At 38.1% G+C, this 18,010-nt stretch carries 11 protein-coding genes, 2 tRNA genes and 2 rRNA genes (1 of these 15 cut by a window edge); 8 read left to right on the top strand and 7 right to left on the bottom strand.

Features of this window, described 5'->3' with window-relative positions; all coding sequences use genetic code 11:
- Nucleotides 1-163: 163 nt before the first annotated feature.
- The 7 genes from C3V44_RS02930 to clpB form a co-directional block, all read right to left on the bottom strand.
- Nucleotides 164-1,393, bottom strand: a complete 1,230-nt coding sequence (locus tag C3V44_RS02930; protein ID WP_106095460.1) for a primase-helicase family protein — start codon at nt 1,391-1,393, stop codon at nt 164-166.
- A 23-nt stretch (nt 1,394-1,416) separates the two neighbouring features.
- Nucleotides 1,417-1,755 (bottom strand): helix-turn-helix domain-containing protein, encoded by a 339-nt coding sequence (locus C3V44_RS02925; protein ID WP_106095459.1) that lies wholly within the window; start codon nt 1,753-1,755, stop codon nt 1,417-1,419.
- Nucleotides 1,756-1,899: 144 nt separating this feature from the next.
- Nucleotides 1,900-2,661, bottom strand: a complete 762-nt coding sequence (locus tag C3V44_RS02920) for a hypothetical protein (RefSeq protein ID WP_254425457.1) — start codon at nt 2,659-2,661, stop codon at nt 1,900-1,902.
- 16 nt (nt 2,662-2,677) lie between these two features.
- Complete coding sequence (locus tag C3V44_RS02915; protein WP_106095457.1) at nt 2,678-3,910, bottom strand: site-specific integrase; 1,233 nt, start codon at nt 3,908-3,910, stop codon at nt 2,678-2,680.
- Nucleotides 3,907-4,479: an AlpA family transcriptional regulator gene (locus C3V44_RS02910; protein WP_009411836.1), complete on the bottom strand. Its 573-nt coding sequence runs from the start codon at nt 4,477-4,479 to the stop codon at nt 3,907-3,909. Before C3V44_RS02910 ends, C3V44_RS02915 begins: the two co-directional genes overlap by 4 nt.
- Nucleotides 4,480-4,674: 195 nt before the next feature.
- Entirely contained in the window at nt 4,675-6,579 is a 1,905-nt protein-coding gene (dnaK, locus tag C3V44_RS02905) for a molecular chaperone DnaK (RefSeq protein ID WP_048746774.1), read from the bottom strand.
- Between the two features lie 150 nt (nt 6,580-6,729).
- Complete coding sequence (gene clpB, locus C3V44_RS02900; RefSeq protein WP_048746776.1) at nt 6,730-9,336, bottom strand: ATP-dependent chaperone ClpB; 2,607 nt, start codon at nt 9,334-9,336, stop codon at nt 6,730-6,732.
- 913 nt (nt 9,337-10,249) lie between these two features.
- On the opposite strand from clpB, the gene purE reads away from it, so the two are divergent.
- The 8 genes from purE to C3V44_RS02860 all read left to right on the top strand — a co-directional run.
- Nucleotides 10,250-10,735, top strand: a complete 486-nt coding sequence (gene purE, locus C3V44_RS02895; protein WP_016478654.1) for a 5-(carboxyamino)imidazole ribonucleotide mutase — start codon at nt 10,250-10,252, stop codon at nt 10,733-10,735.
- On the top strand, nt 10,728-12,275 hold the full coding sequence (gene guaA, locus C3V44_RS02890) for a glutamine-hydrolyzing GMP synthase (protein ID WP_016478653.1): 1,548 nt from the start codon (nt 10,728-10,730) through the stop codon (nt 12,273-12,275). The genes purE and guaA overlap by 8 nt, the downstream gene beginning before the upstream one ends.
- A 59-nt stretch (nt 12,276-12,334) precedes the next feature.
- On the top strand, nt 12,335-14,263 hold the full coding sequence (locus tag C3V44_RS02885; protein ID WP_009421045.1) for a LysM peptidoglycan-binding domain-containing protein: 1,929 nt from the start codon (nt 12,335-12,337) through the stop codon (nt 14,261-14,263).
- 19 nt (nt 14,264-14,282) lie between these two features.
- A complete protein-coding gene (locus C3V44_RS02880; protein WP_106095456.1) occupies nt 14,283-15,272 on the top strand; it encodes an aspartate-semialdehyde dehydrogenase in 990 nt (329 codons plus the stop codon).
- A gap of 337 nt (nt 15,273-15,609) precedes the next feature.
- Nucleotides 15,610-17,127: ribosomal RNA gene (locus C3V44_RS02875) — 16S ribosomal RNA — on the top strand.
- Nucleotides 17,128-17,249: 122 nt separating this feature from the next.
- Nucleotides 17,250-17,323, top strand: a tRNA-Ile gene (locus C3V44_RS02870).
- A gap of 85 nt (nt 17,324-17,408) precedes the next feature.
- Nucleotides 17,409-17,482: transfer RNA gene (locus tag C3V44_RS02865), tRNA-Ala, on the top strand.
- 163 nt (nt 17,483-17,645) lie between these two features.
- A 23S ribosomal RNA gene (locus tag C3V44_RS02860) occupies nt 17,646-18,010 on the top strand (it continues 2,480 nt past the right edge of the window).
- Together the 16S and 23S rRNA genes with 2 tRNA genes alongside form the textbook arrangement of a ribosomal RNA operon.

Below are 18,010 nucleotides of genomic sequence, written 5' to 3'. Positions count from 1 at the left end.
GTAACCATCTCATCAAGTGTGCTTTATACACTCAACAAAAACTCAACAATTCAACAAAATAGGTTTATGATTATTCAACAATAGCTCAACAAAATTCAATGTTTTAAAATTTGTTGAGTACTTCGTTGAATAAAAATTTAATTAGTTTTCAATGGCTTGAGATTTAATTCAACAAATCAACGTATTTTTCAAGAATAAAATTTTTGGAAATTTTGAAGTACCTTCCCACAGAATTGTTCTGATAAAAATTTCCTGAATAGTCAATATCATAACGGGTGTAGGTTAATCCATTTTTTTGGGGTTCCAAATTCCATTTTTCTTTCAGTACATTTCTCACATCATTTCGAGAATAATGTAACTGACGGAACATTCTATTGAGCATATTCAAAATATCCTGAGGAACAACTTCTATTTCTGTTTCCTCATTTGATTCAAAAAACTCATAAAGAAGCTCCATCATCTTACATTCCAACTTATTTGAATTTTTGAGAATAAGTTTTTGAAGTGCTTTAGTTTTTATTTCTTCGGGAGCAAACCACATTCTGCTTTTCTTTTCTGAATAGAATTTCCGATGGATTAAAAAACTTAAAAACAAAGGAATTTCTGTAATTAGATTTTGAAGAAACTCAGTATTTTCAAGCCTTATAGGATTGATTTTTAATACCCAAAAACGAATTTCATTCTCATCAATTTGTATGAAATTTTCTTCATTATTAGAGCAAAGAATAAATTTTCCAAAAAAGTCAATTTCCTCTCTGTCTTTTCCTTTGTTTTCCAATTTGTCTTTATTGGTAGTCGAGAGATATTTTAACCGTTCGGTAATTTCTTTTCGGTCAAAAAATACTTCATCAAGGGCTATAATCAACATTGAAGCCCAATCAGAATTAAATTGACTATTAAAAGAATCTCCCTTGATGTAAGTCATATTTCTTCCAAAAATTTCTTTCATCCATTTTAGAAAAGTGGTTTTCCCTGTAGCTCTTTCCTTGCTTACCAAACATAAAACAGGAAGAATCTGAGTAGGATTTTCCAGTAAAATTTTCAGATAATCTAGACCTAAGTCTACTTGATTCCCAAAAATATGTTGCATAAAAGAAATGGTAAATGGAATATCATTTATCGAAGCCTCTGAAACGCTTGGCTGATAGGGGATTTCATTATAAATATTGTAGAAGTTTTTAATTGTTTTTTGATATTTCAAATGGTTGGGAATACAGCAAAATCCATCATATTTCGGTATATCATAGATATATTTCTTGCCATGATCTTGGATAATAGTTTCCCTTGACCACTTAACGAGTGAAGTGATTTTGTCGCCAGAGATTTGTGGACGTTCTATAATTTTGTAATAAGTAGTGCCCACACGAATGTAAGGTATAAGTAATTCTTCCATCTTAATACATTTTTACGTTAAAATTACTTGAACCTTTTTTCAGTTTTATGGGCTATTTCATTTATTTCTTGAATTGTCTTTCTTTTCCCTTGAGCAATCCAATCCAAAAGTTCATCTTCATAGAAATAGAGCTTTTTTCCATTTTTGTAATGTGGAATTTGTCGCTTTCTGACTAAAGTATAAACTGTAGGTTTAGCCTTTTTTATGATTGTGCAGGCCTGATCTATACTTATAGGATTTTTCTTGTTATTGATCTCTATTGTATCTTTATTTTTTACAATAGTTTTTAATTCTTCTATCTGATGAGATAGAAAAGCAACTGCTTTAGGCAGATTTTCAAATGAAATTTCGTTTGCGTTCATAATTTTGATATTTTAAAATCACGGCGCAAACTTAATAAGTGTTTTATTTGTGATAAGAAAAACACACAAAAACACATAAAACATAGAAATCACAAGAGAATCACAGGAAAACACAATAAAAATATTCTTTTTTATTATTTTTTTTTACTCATTAGGTTTAGATAAATCTTCTTTGATTTTAACTAATCCTTTGTTTTCATCATCTCTCAAATGACTTTTTATTGTTTTCACATCAACATCTAATAATTTTTGCTTAAAAATTACCTTCAAAAATTTGACAATCACATCTTGTTTCCCAACTCTAAAGTGATTCCAAATACTCCAAGCAAAATGATATAAATCAAGATTATTTAGTCCCTTAATTTCTACTGATGGATATTTTGAAAAATCAGTCTCCCCTTTAGAATAATCTATTATAGCAGCACAAATATTCTCAACTTCTTCATTTGAACAATATGGAGAAAAAGTTTCTGTTATATATTCTTTAGCAATATCAAATTTGCGTTTTTTGTTTTGTGCTTTTCTTATGCTAACATCATTTATATTATCATTAATTATATCTGAAGAAGCCGTATTTACAGGGATACTATCAGGAAAAACTGTATTAGCAGGGATAATATTAGCTGGAATAGTATCTTTTGTTTTATAAAGTAATGTATTAATATTTATAACTTTTTTAGAGTTTATTTTATTTTTAATAAAGTATGAAATTTCCATCAGAAGTAACTGAAGATTACAATAAATAAAAATTACTAACAATATAATTGTAATCATAATCATTGTAACAATCGTTTTAGTTTCATAAACTTCAAATTTCATCATAAAAGGTATTATTATCTCTATTAACATAACTATAATAATCGCTAATTCTCTTGATCCCCAAATTAAATATCTTTCTTGTATCATATTAATAGTTTTACAATTAAAAATTCAACTTAATAACTTCTGCTGCTTTTATTTTATTTTCATCAATTACTTTTGCATAGATTTGTGTTGTATTTACATTTGTATGCCCCAACATTTTGCTTACCGTGTAAATATCTGTACCATTAGCTAATTGTAAGGTAGCAAATGTGTGTCTAAAACAATGAAAAGTAATATTTTTGTGAATACCTGCTTTTGCAATCCACTTTTTCAAAGGGCGAGAAATCCAAGAAGGATCAGGTAAATTTTCAAAAACTAAATCCTCTAAGTTTCTTCTCTCTCCACATAATTTTAAGGCCTGTTTCGAAATGGGTTTATATTCTACTCCTTTAGTTTTCTTCTGAGTAAAGTGGAGTTCTATTTTATCATTATCTTCTATAACTTCCTTCCATTTCATTTTTTGAATATCTGAATGTCTTAATCCTGTAAGAGCAGAGAAAAGTGAAGCTCGTTTCAAAACATCATTATCACAATCTGTTTGTGCCAAAATATTTAGTTCTTCCTCTGAAAGATATTCTCTTCTTGACTCTCTATCGGCAATACCTTTTATTTTTCCTGATAAATCTGATAAAAAATATCCATCAATAAAAGCTTGTTTTAAAATAGCTTTGAAAATAGAAAAATATGTTGCAGAGGTATTGACAGATATAGTTCCTTTCTTATTCCCCCCACAAGGAGCAGATAATAAGAAATTTTTAAAATCCTCTGAAAATTTCATGTCAATCTGTGCAAATTTCACTTCTTCTCCTGAAAACAATTTTAGAAATCTTATTACCCTTTTCCAATTTACACGAATGGAGTCTGAACTATTCTTATGTTTTTTCTTCAATAGCTCTTCACAATATGAAATAAAATTTTCTTCTAATAATTCTTTCTGTTTTAATTGTTGATTATCTCCTAATAAAATTTGCTCATCATATTCTTTTTGTAATTTTCTACGAATTGCATCCGCAAATAACATTGTCTCTTTATCTAAATCACTTTTACAAATGATTACTCCATTTTCATCTCGTTTGGGTTTATAGGAAACATTTCCTTTATCATCAGTTTTTGCTGAGCGAGTTTTGTCAAAAACTACAGAACTAACACTTCTATTGAGATATTCTCTGACTCTTTTAGGTGTTTCTTCATTTGCTTCATAAACAGGGTAAGACTCCACGTAAACATACCATTCTTTCTTAAATTCTGCCTTACGAAGTCTTACTGTACATTTTGTGGGTTTTACTTTCATTGTCTAATAAATATTTTATCAATTTCAACCTTTGGAACATATACAAATTTCCCTATTTTTTCCTTAGGAATATTAAATCTTTCTATGATGCTATTTACTGTCGAAGGATTTGCTGCAAACTTTTCACTCACTTGCGAAAGCGTATAGCAATCTTCTTTTTTATATTTTTTAGGAAGTTCTTTTTCTTGTTTATCATTTTCATTTATAATAATTGGAGATAAAAGTTTTTCTAATTCTGTTTTATTTATTCTCGTAAGTCGTTCTCCCAAATTCACACTACAAATGACATTTCGCTTAATCAATCTATGAATAGAACTTTTTGAAATTCCAAATAAAACAACTGCCTCACTTACAGAAATTAATTCTCTATGTTGCAGAATAGCAATCTTATCTGCATATTTTTCTAAAACTTTTTCTTTTTTCTGTAATTCTAGCTCTCGCTTTTTTTGTTCTTTCCTATTTTTATCCGCACATGAATGCGAGCAAAAACGAGTTGTTATTGTTTTTGCCTCAAATGGTTTCTGACATTGTTCACAAACCTTTGGTATTTTCAGTTTACTAAATCCCATTTTATACTATTAAGAATCATAAGCGTTTTAAGAACCACATTGTAGTAAATTAAGACCCGATACAAATATGGTACAAAATTATGATTAAAAAATGAGAAAAACAAATATTTTTGATTAATTAAAAAATAGAAAAACCACTATAAACTAAGTGTTTATAGTGGTTTTTAATATTTATTAGTTGTTAATAAGTAATCTCTATTTTACTTCTTCGAAATCTACGTCTTGAACGTTGTCTGTATTGACGTCTTGTGCCCCACCAGTGTTAGGTTGCTCTTGTGCGGTAGAGCTACCGCCTCCCTGTTGGGCTTTGTAGATGTCCTCAGAGGCTTGTTGCCAAGCAGTATTGATTTTGCCCAAAGCAGTCTCAATAGAGCTGAGGTCTTTGCTATCGTAAGCTGTTTTAAGTTCGCTAAGAGCAGTCTCAATAGCACCTTTCTTGTCGGCTGGGATTTTATCGCCAAACTCTTTGAGTTGTTTTTCAGTTTGGAATATCATCGCATCAGCTTCGTTGAGCTTATCTACTTTTTCTTTGGCTTTCTTATCAGCTTCGGCATTGGCTTCGGCTTCGCGTTTCATCTTCTCGATATCTTCTTTTGAAAGTCCAGAAGATGCTTCTATACGGATATTGTGAGACTTGCCTGTACCTTTATCAGTTGCCGATACGTTGATGATACCGTTAGCATCGATATCGAAGGTAACCTCAATTTGTGGTACGCCACGTGGGGCAGGTGGAATGTCATCTAAGTGGAAACGACCGATAGTCTTGTTGTCGTTTGCCATAGGTCTCTCACCTTGCAATACGTGAATTTCCACACTCGGCTGATTGTCGGCAGCAGTTGAGAACACTTGCGATTTTTTAGTAGGGATAGTGGTATTGGCTTCTATCAGTTTAGTCATCACACCTCCCATAGTTTCGATACCCAAAGAAAGAGGAGTAACGTCCAAAAGCAATACATCTTTCACATCACCAGTAAGTACGCCTCCTTGAATAGCGGCTCCAATAGCTACTACCTCATCGGGGTTTACGCTCTTATTAGGTTTTTTGCCAAAGAATTTTTCAACGGCTTCTTGTACGGCAGGAATACGAGTAGAACCACCTACTAAGATTACTTCGTTGATATCACTTACGCTGAGACCTGCATTTTCTAATGCTTTTTTGCAAGGTTCAATTGTGCGTTTTACGAGGTCGTCGATGAGTTGTTCAAATTTAGCACGGCTGAGCTTGCGCACCAAGTGTTTAGGACCTGAAGCTGTAGCAGTGATATAAGGCAAATTGATTTCGGTTTCAGTAGTTGAAGAGAGTTCAATCTTGGCCTTTTCAGCAGCTTCTTTAAGACGTTGCAATGCCATAGGGTCTTTACGAAGGTCGATTTGTTCCTCTTTTTCAAACTCTTCAGCAAGCCAGTTGATAATTTTTTCATCTACATCATCACCTCCTAAGTGGGTATCACCATCAGTAGCGAGTACTTCAAACACGCCGTCGCCAAGTTCCAAGATAGACACATCGTGAGTACCACCACCAAAGTCGAATACAACAATCTTATGGTCGCTATGGTCTTTATCCAAGCCATAAGCCAATGCAGCGGCAGTAGGTTCGTTGATAATACGTTCTACTTTTAAGCCTGCGATTTCACCTGCTTCTTTAGTAGCTTGACGTTGAGCGTCGTTAAAGTAAGCTGGTACAGTAATTACCGCGCTTGTTACGGGTTGTCCTAAGAAGTCTTCTGCAGTTTTCTTCATCTTTTGAAGAATCATAGCTGAGATTTCTTGTGGAGTATACAAACGCCCGTCTATGTCCACACGAGGAGTATCGTTGTCGCCACGTACTACTTTATAAGGTACACGAGCGATTTCTTTTTCCAATTCAGAAAACTTGTTCCCCATAAAACGCTTGATAGAATATACCGTGTTTTTAGGGTTGGTAACTGCCTGACGTTTGGCAGCGTCACCTACTTTTATTTCGCCACCTTCGGTAAAAGCTACCACTGAAGGGGTTGTGCGTTTACCTTCGGCATTGGTAATCACCACGGGGTCATTACCTTCCATTACAGAAACACAAGAGTTTGTGGTTCCTAAGTCAATACCTATAATCTTACTCATTAATATTATCGTTTTTTTAAGTTCAACATTATTTTTGTAAGCCTTACGCTTACGTAGTTAGTAGCAGTCAATGATTATGCCAAAGGGATAAAAACTGACAAATTGTCATTTTTAGTCATTAGTTGTTAGTAAGCGACTAACAACTAATTTCTATTTTTTATCTTCTGATGTTTGATTTCTAAATACCAATTGGTTATCAAAAGCATCTAATAAGATGACAGCATCGCGTTGTACTGTGCCACTCAAAATTTCTTTAGAAAGCTTGTTAAGCACTTCTTTCTGAATGATACGTTTCACTGGACGAGCACCAAACTGAGGGTCAAAACCTTTTTGTGCTAAGTAATCAATAGCCTCATCGGTAGCATCGAGCAAGATGCCTTCTTTGGCAACCATACGGAATACTGATTGCAATTGCAAACGCACAATACTACGGATATCCTTGGCGTTGAGCGGTGTGAACATTATAATGTCGTCTATACGGTTCAAAAACTCAGGACGTACAGTTTGTTTGAGGAGTTGTAACACTTCGTCACGTGACTCGTCGATAGCGCGCTCGGTATCCTTAGGATACTTTTCAAAAGTTTCCTGAATGATATGGCTACCCATATTGGAGGTCATAATGATAATCGTATTCTTAAAGTCGGCGGTACGACCTTTGTTGTCAGTAAGCCTACCTTCGTCGAGTACTTGCAACAAGATATTGAATGTATCGGGGTGAGCTTTTTCAATTTCGTCTAAAAGTATTACGGAATAGGGACGGCGACGCACAGCTTCAGTAAGCTGACCACCTTCGTCATAACCCACATATCCTGGAGGCGCACCTACTAATCGGCTAACAGCGTGTTTCTCTTGATATTCGCTCATATCTATACGCGTCATTGCATTTTCATCGTCGAATAGATACTCGGCTAAGGCTTTGGCAAGTTCGGTTTTACCTACCCCCGTAGTTCCTAAGAAAAGGAAAGAACCTATAGGACGACGTGGGTCTTGCAAACCAGCACGACTACGACGTATGGCATCGGAAACAGCCTCGATGGCTTCTTCCTGACCTACTACACGGCGGTGCAATTCTTTTTCTAAGTTCAACAGCTTTTCGCGTTCACCTTGTAACATTTTAGCTACAGGTATACCTGTCCATTTTGCTACTACTTCAGCGATGTCTTCGGCGGTTACTTCTTCTTTTACAAGAGCATTTTCGTGTGACTTGCTGTCTAAATTCTTTTGCAATTCTACTAACTTGTCTTCCGCTTCTTTGATTTTGCCATAACGCAATTCCGCTACTTTACCGTAGTCTCCTTCACGTTCAGCTCTATCGGCTTCCAAACGGTATTTCTCAATAGCTTCCTTAGTGGTTTGTACTTCATCAATTACGCTTTTTTCACTCTGCCATTTAGCATTGATAGCGTTACGTTCTTCTTTAAGATTTGCCAAATCTACATATAGCATTTTGAGCTTATCTTCGTCTTTTTCACGTTTGATAGCCTCAATTTCTATTTCGAGTTGCATTATCTTACGGTCGAGTACGTCTAACTCTTCGGGTTTAGAATTGATTTCCATACGGAGCTTGGCAGCTGCCTCGTCCATTAAGTCTATTGCCTTATCGGGTAAGAAACGATTAGTGATGTAGCGTTCAGAAAGTTCTACTGCCGCGATAATAGCTTCGTCTTTGATACGCACTTTGTGGTGAGTTTCGTATTTTTCTTTGATACCACGCAATATTGATATAGCACTCTCGGTATCAGGTTCATCTACCATTACCTTTTGAAAACGACGTTCGAGAGCTTTGTCTTTCTCAAAGTACTTTTGGTACTCATCGAGAGTAGTGGCACCAATGGCACGAAGTTCACCACGAGCTAAGGCAGGTTTTAATATATTAGCAGCGTCCATAGCACCTTCGCCTCCTCCTGCTCCCACAAGGGTGTGAATTTCATCTATAAACAGAATGATATTGCCATCGGAAGAGGTTACCTCTTTCACTACTGATTTGAGTCGTTCTTCAAACTCACCTTTGTACTTCGCACCTGCGATAAGGGCACCCATATCGAGGGAGTAAATTACCTTGTCTTTTAGGTTTTCAGGTACGTCACCTTTCACAATACGGTGTGCTAAGCCTTCGGCTATAGCCGTTTTACCTACCCCAGGTTCACCCACCAACATAGGGTTGTTCTTGGTACGACGTGAAAGAATTTGCAATACACGACGTATTTCCTCATCACGACCAATCACAGGGTCGAGTTTCCCGCTATCAGCTAACTGATTGAGGTTTTTGGCGTATTTGTTGAGTGAATTGTAAGTATCTTCAGCCGAAGCCGAAGTTACGCGTTCGCCTTTGCGCAATTCTTGAATGGCTTTCTCCAATTCTTTTTCACTCACGCCTTGGTCTTTGAGGGCTTGGGCGATTTTACTGTTTGATTTGAAGATAGCCAATATAAGGTGTTCTAAGGATACATATTCGTCGTTCCATTTTTTAGCGATGTTAGCAGCTTCGTTGAGCATAGTGTTCGCTTCGCGTGAGAGCCCCATATCGCCACCGCTGACTTTGGCAAATCCTTGCAAAGCAGTTTCCAACTGTTTATTTAATTGCTCGCGGTTGATATTCAATTTTTTGAATAGGAAAGGCAATACGTTCTCATCTACCTGCTCAATAGCTTTGAAGAAATGTTCGTTTTGCAATTCCTGGTGCCCATACTGTTGGGCTATTTGCTGAGCGGTTTGTACCGCTTCTTGCGCTTTGATAGTAAAGTTATTAAAATTCATATATTTTCAATTTAGTGTGTTCAACATTTTATGATTTGTTCACTCCCAATAGGGCAAGAGTTGTGCCAACAGCTTTTAACTGACAAAAAGACAGTTTTTTAAAAGGATTTTTATACCAAATAGAATATTAAATAGGAATCTAAAAATAATTAACAATCTGATTATTATTTAATAATAACTACTTGATTAGAAATGTGTAACAAATGACAAAGTGTCAGTTAGTAATTAAATCTCTGTTCATTAACGGGTAGGTACTGATTCCTATCTATTTTTGAAGCTAAAAAGTAAATAGTGCATCTGCTCCAAAACACTTACCGAAAATATGAGGTGGAATGAAAAAAGTTACTTGGCAGGTTGGAGGTTTCGGAAGATAACGGAGAGATTCGGAAGAGAAAATTTAGGTGAAAGGTAAAAAACAAGAGGTAAAGTAGCTGTTGAGAGGGTGGTGGTAGCTTATAGAGAGCTTATAGGAAGCTTATACGAATCTTGGAAGATAGATATAGAAAGGGTGTATAAGTAGTTAATAATGAGGGGTTAAGAATGAGTAGAAAAAAGAGATTTAAGCGGATTTAAAGTAGAAGAAAAACGAAAATAAGAGAAAGAAGTAATCTTTTTAAAAGGATAGTGTGGCGATACAAAAATGTGAGATGAGCAAAGGTAAATAGAAAAATAAGCATACTTCAAGAGGAAAAAATATAGATAGCTATTAGACTAAAAGACAAGGCGTATTTGCAGAAAGCGCAAAGACAAATTTAATATTACAATACCCAAAATACTAATGATACCAAATTAATGACGAGTTGCGAATGGCGAATGACAAGGTTGCAGGGAAGTAGCACGGGGAAACAAAATATAAAGCCTTTATATTGTGAATTGATATTTTTTTGTACCTTTGCACCAAAATATAGACAAAATGAAAGTAGCTGTGGTAATGGGAAGCAAGAGTGATTTGCCTGTGATGCAGGACGCTATTGATATCCTCAAGTCCTTTGGTATCACAACTGTGGTAGACATCGTGTCGGCGCATCGCACGCCTGAAAAGCTGATGGAGTTCAGTAAGAACGCTCATAAAAAAGGCATTCAGGTAATTATTGCGGGAGCAGGAGGTGCAGCTCATTTACCTGGTATGGTTGCCTCGATGTCGCCTTTGCCTGTGATAGGTGTGCCGGTGAAAAGCAGTAACTCTATTGACGGTTGGGATTCTATCCTTTCTATCTTACAAATGCCTGGCGGAGTGCCTGTGGCTACCGTAGCTTTAAATGCTGCTAAGAACGCAGGTTTATTAGCCGTGCAAATATTGGCAAGTGCCGACGCTGAGCTCTTGCAAAAAATGATTGATTATAAAGAAAATTTGAAACAAGCGGTGCTTACTGCCGCAGCAACCCTTGACGATGAATAAAGATACTTTTCAGGGCTCACGTCTTTTATTATTAGACTTTGGCTCGCAATACACCCAACTTATTGCACGCCGTGTGCGCGAATTGAACGTGTATTGCGAAATGCACCCCTACAACCATTTGCCTGAGAACTTAGAAGACTTCTCGGCAGTGATACTCTCAGGTTCGCCTTATTCGGTGCGTAGTGCAGAAGCCTTGCACCCAGACCTATCAGCACTGAAAGGTAAAATGCCTCTTTTGGCAGTATGTTACGGAGCGCAGTATTTGGCACACTTTGGCGGTGGTGAAGTAGCCCCTTCGAACATACGAGAGTACGGGCGTGCTCACCTTACCTATATTAAGCCTAATGAACCTCTTTTTGAAGGGATTGCAGAAGGAAGTGTAGTGTGGATGAGCCATAGTGACACTATCAAACAATTGCCTACTGGGGCGGTTTGTTTGGCGAGCACTCCTGATGTAGTGAACGCTGCTTATCGCATAGAAGGAGAAGAAACCTACGCAATTCAGTTTCACCCCGAAGTGACCCACTCAGTTGATGGAATGAAGCTATTAGCTAACTTCCTTTTCAAAATAGCGAAACTTATCCCTAATTGGACGTCCGACAACTTTGTAGAGATGACGGTTGCCCAGCTAAAAGCACAAGTAGGTAATGAGAAAGTGATATTAGGCTTATCGGGAGGAGTAGACTCTACGGTAGCTGCTGTATTACTTAACAAAGCGATTGGCAAGCAATTACATTGTATTTTTGTAAATAATGGACTCTTGCGCAAAAACGAGTTCGAAAACGTACTGAAACAATATGAGGGTATGGGACTGAATGTGAAGGGTGTAGATGCCTCAGCGCGTTTCCTTACTGCCTTAGCAGGCAAAACCGACCCCGAAGAGAAACGCAAAACCATAGGGCGTGTTTTTATTGAAGTATTTGATGATGAGGCTCATAAAATTACCGATGCTCAATGGTTGGCACAAGGCACTATCTATCCTGATGTGATTGAATCACTATCAGTAAAGGGACCTTCAGCGACTATCAAATCACATCATAACGTAGGAGGCTTACCCGACTATATGAAATTGAAAGTAGTAGAGCCTTTGCGTATGCTCTTCAAAGATGAAGTGCGAAGAGTAGGACGCAGTTTGGGCATCAGTGATGAACTATTAGGCAGACACCCTTTTCCAGGACCTGGATTGGCTATCCGCATTTTGGGAGATATCACTGCCGAAAAGGTAACTATTTTGCAAGAAGTAGATGCTATATTCATCAACGCTCTGAAAGAAAATAACCTATACGACAAAGTGTGGCAAGCAGGGGCTATTTTACTGCCTATCAACAGTGTGGGAGTAATGGGAGACGAACGTACCTACGAGCGTGTGGTAGCCTTGCGCGCTGTGGAAAGCATAGACGGTATGACGGCAGATTGGGTAGACTTACCTTATAAATTTCTGCAAAAAGTGTCTAACGATATTATCAATAAGGTGAAAGGCGTAAACCGTGTGGTGTACGATATCAGCAGTAAACCGCCTGCCACGATAGAATGGGAATAGACAATAAACAATTTAGAATTATCAATTAACACTAAAAAATTAAATCATAAGACAATATTATGAAACAACTTTTTACATTAGCTTTGTTATTGTGCTTAGGAGTTGCCTATGCACAACCGCAAACGTACACAGCAAATAACTATGAAAGTATTGAAAATATAGCTAAGACCTATCGCTTTTCGCCCGCTGACATCTTAAAACTCAATCCAGGGCTTAAAGATGGAGTACAAAAGGGAATGACCATTAATATTCCTATTAGTAAAGTGAAGCATTACAATACCCAACGTCCTGTAGGGTTTACGACTCACTTGGTAAAAGGAGGTGAGACTTTCTTTGGTCTGTCGCAAAAATACAACATCACTATTGATGATTTAAAGCGTTATAATTTAGACCTCTATATAAGAGAGTTACAAGAGGGTGAGCGCATTACTATTCCACTATTTAGCAAAACAGCTGAAATGGTACAGAAAAGCGTACAAGGACAAAAGCGGTACGTAGTAAAACCGCAAGAAACACTTTGGCGCATTGCTAAAAATCACAATGTGAGTGTAGAGGAATTGGAAAAGCTGAACAAAAACGAAAAAGGTTTCAACCCTAATAGTATAAGAGAAGGGCAAGAAATCTGGGTGCCAGCCTCTTCTACCGATAGTACAGAGCCTGAACCACCAGCTCGCCCTAATACTAAGAAAGAAGTGGTGCTTTACCTTGTGGAGAGAGGGGAAGGATTTTACAGCTTAGAACGCAAGTTCGGTTTATCGGAAGCTGAGCTTGTGAAACTAAATCCTAGTCTTAAAGATGGATTAAAAAGCGATGCTCAAATATGGATACCCAAAGAGAATTACGAACACTATAAAAGTGCTTCACTGAATAATACAGCAAACTACAACTTTCAGAATTCTAACAATACCTTGCGTTCAGCATCTTCACCAGCCAATGTGAAGGAGATATCTTATATTTTACCTTTTAAACTATCAGATGTCAGCACTGGGCAAGTTGCTATTATAAAATCTAGACTTACTGAAAATAAACTAACTCCTGTGGCTACCGATTTCTATTCAGGAGCTCTAATAGCTTTGGACTCTCTTCAAAAAATGGGATATAAGTTTAAAGTGAACGTATACGATAGTGAAGGTGATTTAAAGAAGATAGCTTCTAACGCTTCAGTACAGAACTCACAAGTAGTAATAGGTCCTTTTACCACCAAATCGTTTAATACTTTAGCATCATTGGTTACAAATAACAATACGATATTATTAGCTCCTTTATCTAATAAGAATATAACTCTCAATCCTAATGTGTATCAGACCTTACCGAACGATGAGGTGTTGCAAGCACAAATGATTGACTATCTGAATAAAAACTATTCAGATGAGAATATGATTATCTTAGCTGATAGCAAGAATAGTTCTTTGCGTGAGAAATTAGAGCGTTCATTCCCTAATGCTAAGGTAGTAACCGAAATGTCGGCTAATGGATTTGTTAATGCTCTAAACTACAACAAGGAAAATGTAGTGTTATTACAGTCGAATGATATAGGTTACGTGTCGATGGCAGTGCGTTTGTTGCACAATGCGCTTAAATCTAAAAGGAACAACACCTTCCCTAAGATTATGTTGGCGACTGTGGATAGAGGTTCAGTATACGATTCTAATAACCTTTCTAACAACCAGCTATCCGATTTACGTTTTACTTATCCTACTGTAAATAAATATTCTAATGGTACAGATAGTTTTTCTGCGCGATATTTAAAGACTTATGGTATTCTACCTAATAAGTATGCTATTCGCGGGTTTGACCTTACTATGGATGCTGTATTGCGTTTGGGAGTGTCGGGCAATCTTACTAGTGCCAATACACGTATAGGAGAGACTTCTTACTTAGAGAATAAATTTGCTTACCTAAAAAATTTCTATAAAGGTGGTGGCTATGAAAACCAAGGCGTATATATTGTACAGTATGACAATATGGAAGTAAAAGAATTAAAATAAAACAAAATTATAATTAAAAATGAGAGTAGCAGTAGTAGGCGTTACCGGAATGGTAGGTAACGTGATGTTAGAAGTACTTGCAGAACACAAATTTCCTGTAACCGAATTAATTCCCGTAGCATCGGAGAAGTCAGTAGGGAAGAAAATCACTTTTCAAGGAACTGAATATACTGTGATAGGCTTACAACAAGCCGTATCGCTCAAACCCGATTTAGCTCTTTTTTCAGCAGGAGCTACCGTCTCTAAAGAATGGGCACCTAAGTTTGCCCAAGTAGGCACAACAGTGGTAGATAACTCATCGGCGTGGCGTATGGACGATACTAAAAAATTGGTAATTCCTGAAATCAATGCCGATGTGCTTACGAAAGACGATAAGATTATTGCAAACCCTAATTGTTCTACGATACAGATGCTCGTAGCTTTAGCCCCTTTACAAAAGAAATACGGTATCAAGCGTGTGGTAGTCTCTACTTACCAGTCGATTACAGGTACAGGAGTGAAAGCCGTACGCCAGTTAGAAAACGAATACAAAGGAGAAAAAGGCGAGATGGCTTATCATTACCCAATACACCGCAATGTGATTCCTCATTGTGACGTGTTTGAAGATAATGGTTATACCAAGGAAGAAATGAAATTGGTGCGTGAAACTAAAAAGATACTCCGAGACGACAGTATTGCAGTAACAGCTACAGCGGTGCGCATACCGGTAGTAGGCGGACATAGTGAGGCGGTGAATGTAGAATTGAAAAAGGATTTTAATGTTGATGAAGTGCGTGCGCTCTTAGCACAATCACCTGGGATTAAGGTGCAGGATAATACTGATACGAATACTTACCCTATGCCACTGTACGCTCACGGCAAGGATGACGTATTTGTGGGGCGTATCCGTCGTGACGAGTCACAACCTAATACTCTTAACTTATGGGTAGTAGCTGATAACCTACGCAAAGGAGCTGCTACTAATACCATACAGATTGCTGAGTATCTTATCGCACATAAACTGTTGTAGTAATGGTGATGTATTTGAAAAGTATTAATGCTTAGAAAATATAAAAAAGTGTTACATTGATAATAAGAAAATAAAATATATAAAATTTTATAAATCTTATAATCAACTACTTATCAAATTATTAAAAAAATCTTCAAAAAAAAGTGTATAAAAATTTTGGAGGTTAGGAAAAAGGTTATACCTTTGCACCCGCAAAAGAGGAGAGTAGTGCCTCTGGAGTGGAAAGAAACAACACGTACCTTGACATAATGTTGTACAGCACAAAAAAGATTTAAAGAATTGAGTGAAACCTGAAGTCAATAACTTGAAGATCGGTTAGAAGATATAAAAGAATTTAACGATGAAGAGTTTGATCCTGGCTCAGGATGAACGCTAGCGGCAGGCCTAACACATGCAAGTCGAGGGGGAGGTTACTTTCGGGTAACTGAGACCGGCGTACGGGTGCGTAACGCGTATACAATCTGCCTTTCACTGGGGGATAGCCCGAAGAAATTTGGATTAATACCCCATAGTATAGTAATACGGCATCGTGATACTATTAAAGCTTAGGTGGTGAAAGATGAGTATGCGTTCTATTAGTTAGTTGGAGAGGTAACGGCTCCCCAAGGCGATGATAGATAGGGGTTCTGAGAGGGATGTCCCCCACACTGGTACTGAGATACGGACCAGACTCCTACGGGAGGCAGCAGTGAGGAATATTGGACAATGGTCGGAAGACTGATCCAGCCATGCCGCGTGCAGGATGAAGGTCTTATGGATTGTAAACTGCTTTTGTAAGGGAAGAATAAGGGCTACGTGTAGTTTGATGACGGTACCTTACGAATAAGCATCGGCTAACTCCGTGCCAGCAGCCGCGGTAATACGGAGGATGCGAGCGTTATCCGGAATCATTGGGTTTAAAGGGTCTGTAGGCGGGCTGGTAAGTCAGAGGTGAAAGCGCTCAGCTCAACTGAGCAACTGCCTTTGAAACTGTTGGTCTTGAATGGTTGTGAAGTAGTTGGAATGTGTAGTGTAGCGGTGAAATGCTTAGATATTACACAGAACACCGATAGCGAAGGCATATTACTAACAATTGATTGACGCTGATGGACGAAAGCGTGGGGAGCGAACAGGATTAGATACCCTGGTAGTCCACGCTGTAAACGATGGATACTAGCTGTTTGGACGCGAGTTTGAGTGGCTAAGCGAAAGTGATAAGTATCCCACCTGGGGAGTACGTTCGCAAGAATGAAACTCAAAGGAATTGACGGGGGCCCGCACAAGCGGTGGAGCATGTGGTTTAATTCGATGATACGCGAGGAACCTTACCAAGGTTTAAATGGGGACTGACAGGGGTAGAGATACCCTTTTCTTCGGACAGTTTTCAAGGTGCTGCATGGTTGTCGTCAGCTCGTGCCGTGAGGTGTCAGGTTAAGTCCTATAACGAGCGCAACCCCTGCCATTAGTTGCTAACGAGTAAGGTCGAGCCCTCTAATGGGACTGCCGGTGCAAACCGAGAGGAAGGTGGGGATGACGTCAAATCATCACGGCCCTTACATCTTGGGCTACACACGTGCTACAATGGCCGTTACAGAGAGCAGCCACTGCGTGAGCAGGCGCGAATCTATAAAGACGGTCACAGTTCGGATCGGAGTCTGCAACTCGACTCCGTGAAGCTGGAATCGCTAGTAATCGGATATCAGCCATGATCCGGTGAATACGTTCCCGGGCCTTGTACACACCGCCCGTCAAGCCATGGAAGCTGGGAGTACCTGAAGACGGTTACCGCAAGGAGCTGTTTAGGGTAAAACTAGTGACTGGGGCTAAGTCGTAACAAGGTAGCCGTACCGGAAGGTGCGGCTGGAACACCTCCTTTCTAGAGAAAACCGAAAATTGACGCATAAGGAATCAACAGATTCTTTAAATCTTGCTGACAACAAAAAAATAAGGTACAGAGTAATTGACAAAGAGAAGAAAACCTCTTACCTAAAAGAACAAAGTCTCATAGCTCAGCTGGTTAGAGCGCTACACTGATAATGTAGAGGTCGGCAGTTCGAGTCTGCCTGGGACTACAAGCTAAAGAAGGAAATTCTAGGAGCTGAAGAGAGGCGAATATCGTGAAACGTAATTCGTAATTCGTAACTCGTCATTAAGCACGGGGAATTAGCTCAGCTGGCTAGAGCACCTGCCTTGCACGCAGGGGGTCAAGGGTTCGAATCCCTTATTCTCCACAACAAACGTACATTGACATATTGGGATAAAGAGCATAAGAGATCAATAATAGATTATTGATAATCTAACGAAAAATATTAAAAAGAATCAAAGAGAACGAGAGGTACCTAGATAATTGTCAATTATCAATTGTTAATTGTCAATTGACTAGGACTACAAGCGCGAAAAGTTATGTAAGGGCGTATGGGGGATGCCTAGGCTCTCAGAGGCGAAGAAGGACGTGATAAGCTGCGAAAAGTTGCGTGTATTGGCACATACGATATGATACGCAAATATCCGAATGGGGCAACCCAGTACATTGAAGATGTACTACACCGTAAAGGTGAGCAAACCCGCTGAACTGAAACATCTAAGTAGGCGGAGGAGAAGAAAACAAAAGTGATTCCCAAAGTAGTGGCGAGCGAAATGGGATTAGCCCAAACCCATATTGTTACGGCAATATGGGGGTAGTAGGACCCAGATATAGGTTGTAAAGCTGGATTAGAAGTGTTTGGAAAGACACACCATAGAGAGTGAAAGTCTCGTAT

This window comes from Capnocytophaga sp. oral taxon 864 (assembly GCF_002998835.1).
GTDB classification, from domain to species: domain Bacteria; phylum Bacteroidota; class Bacteroidia; order Flavobacteriales; family Flavobacteriaceae; genus Capnocytophaga; species Capnocytophaga ochracea.
The sequence above is the reverse complement of the archived record's forward strand: the minus strand, read 5'-3'. Positions and strand labels throughout refer to the sequence as shown.

Excerpts from the sequence above, each read along its gene's own strand:
- C3V44_RS02930 (WP_106095460.1), bottom strand. The coding sequence starts at position 1,393 with ATGGAAGAATTACTTATACCTTACATTCGTGTGGGCACTACTTATTAC.
- C3V44_RS02925 (WP_106095459.1), bottom strand. The coding sequence starts at position 1,755 with ATGAACGCAAACGAAATTTCATTTGAAAATCTGCCTAAAGCAGTTGCT.
- C3V44_RS02920 (WP_254425457.1), bottom strand. The coding sequence starts at position 2,661 with ATGATACAAGAAAGATATTTAATTTGGGGATCAAGAGAATTAGCGATT.
- C3V44_RS02915 (WP_106095457.1), bottom strand. The coding sequence starts at position 3,910 with ATGAAAGTAAAACCCACAAAATGTACAGTAAGACTTCGTAAGGCAGAA.
- C3V44_RS02910 (WP_009411836.1), bottom strand. The coding sequence starts at position 4,479 with ATGGGATTTAGTAAACTGAAAATACCAAAGGTTTGTGAACAATGTCAG.
- dnaK (WP_048746774.1), bottom strand. The coding sequence starts at position 6,579 with ATGAGTAAGATTATAGGTATTGACTTAGGAACCACAAACTCTTGTGTT.
- clpB (WP_048746776.1), bottom strand. The coding sequence starts at position 9,336 with ATGAATTTTAATAACTTTACTATCAAAGCGCAAGAAGCGGTACAAACC.
- purE (WP_016478654.1), top strand. The coding sequence starts at position 10,250 with ATGAAAGTAGCTGTGGTAATGGGAAGCAAGAGTGATTTGCCTGTGATG.
- guaA (WP_016478653.1), top strand. The coding sequence starts at position 10,728 with ATGAATAAAGATACTTTTCAGGGCTCACGTCTTTTATTATTAGACTTT.
- C3V44_RS02885 (WP_009421045.1), top strand. The coding sequence starts at position 12,335 with ATGAAACAACTTTTTACATTAGCTTTGTTATTGTGCTTAGGAGTTGCC.
- C3V44_RS02880 (WP_106095456.1), top strand. The coding sequence starts at position 14,283 with ATGAGAGTAGCAGTAGTAGGCGTTACCGGAATGGTAGGTAACGTGATG.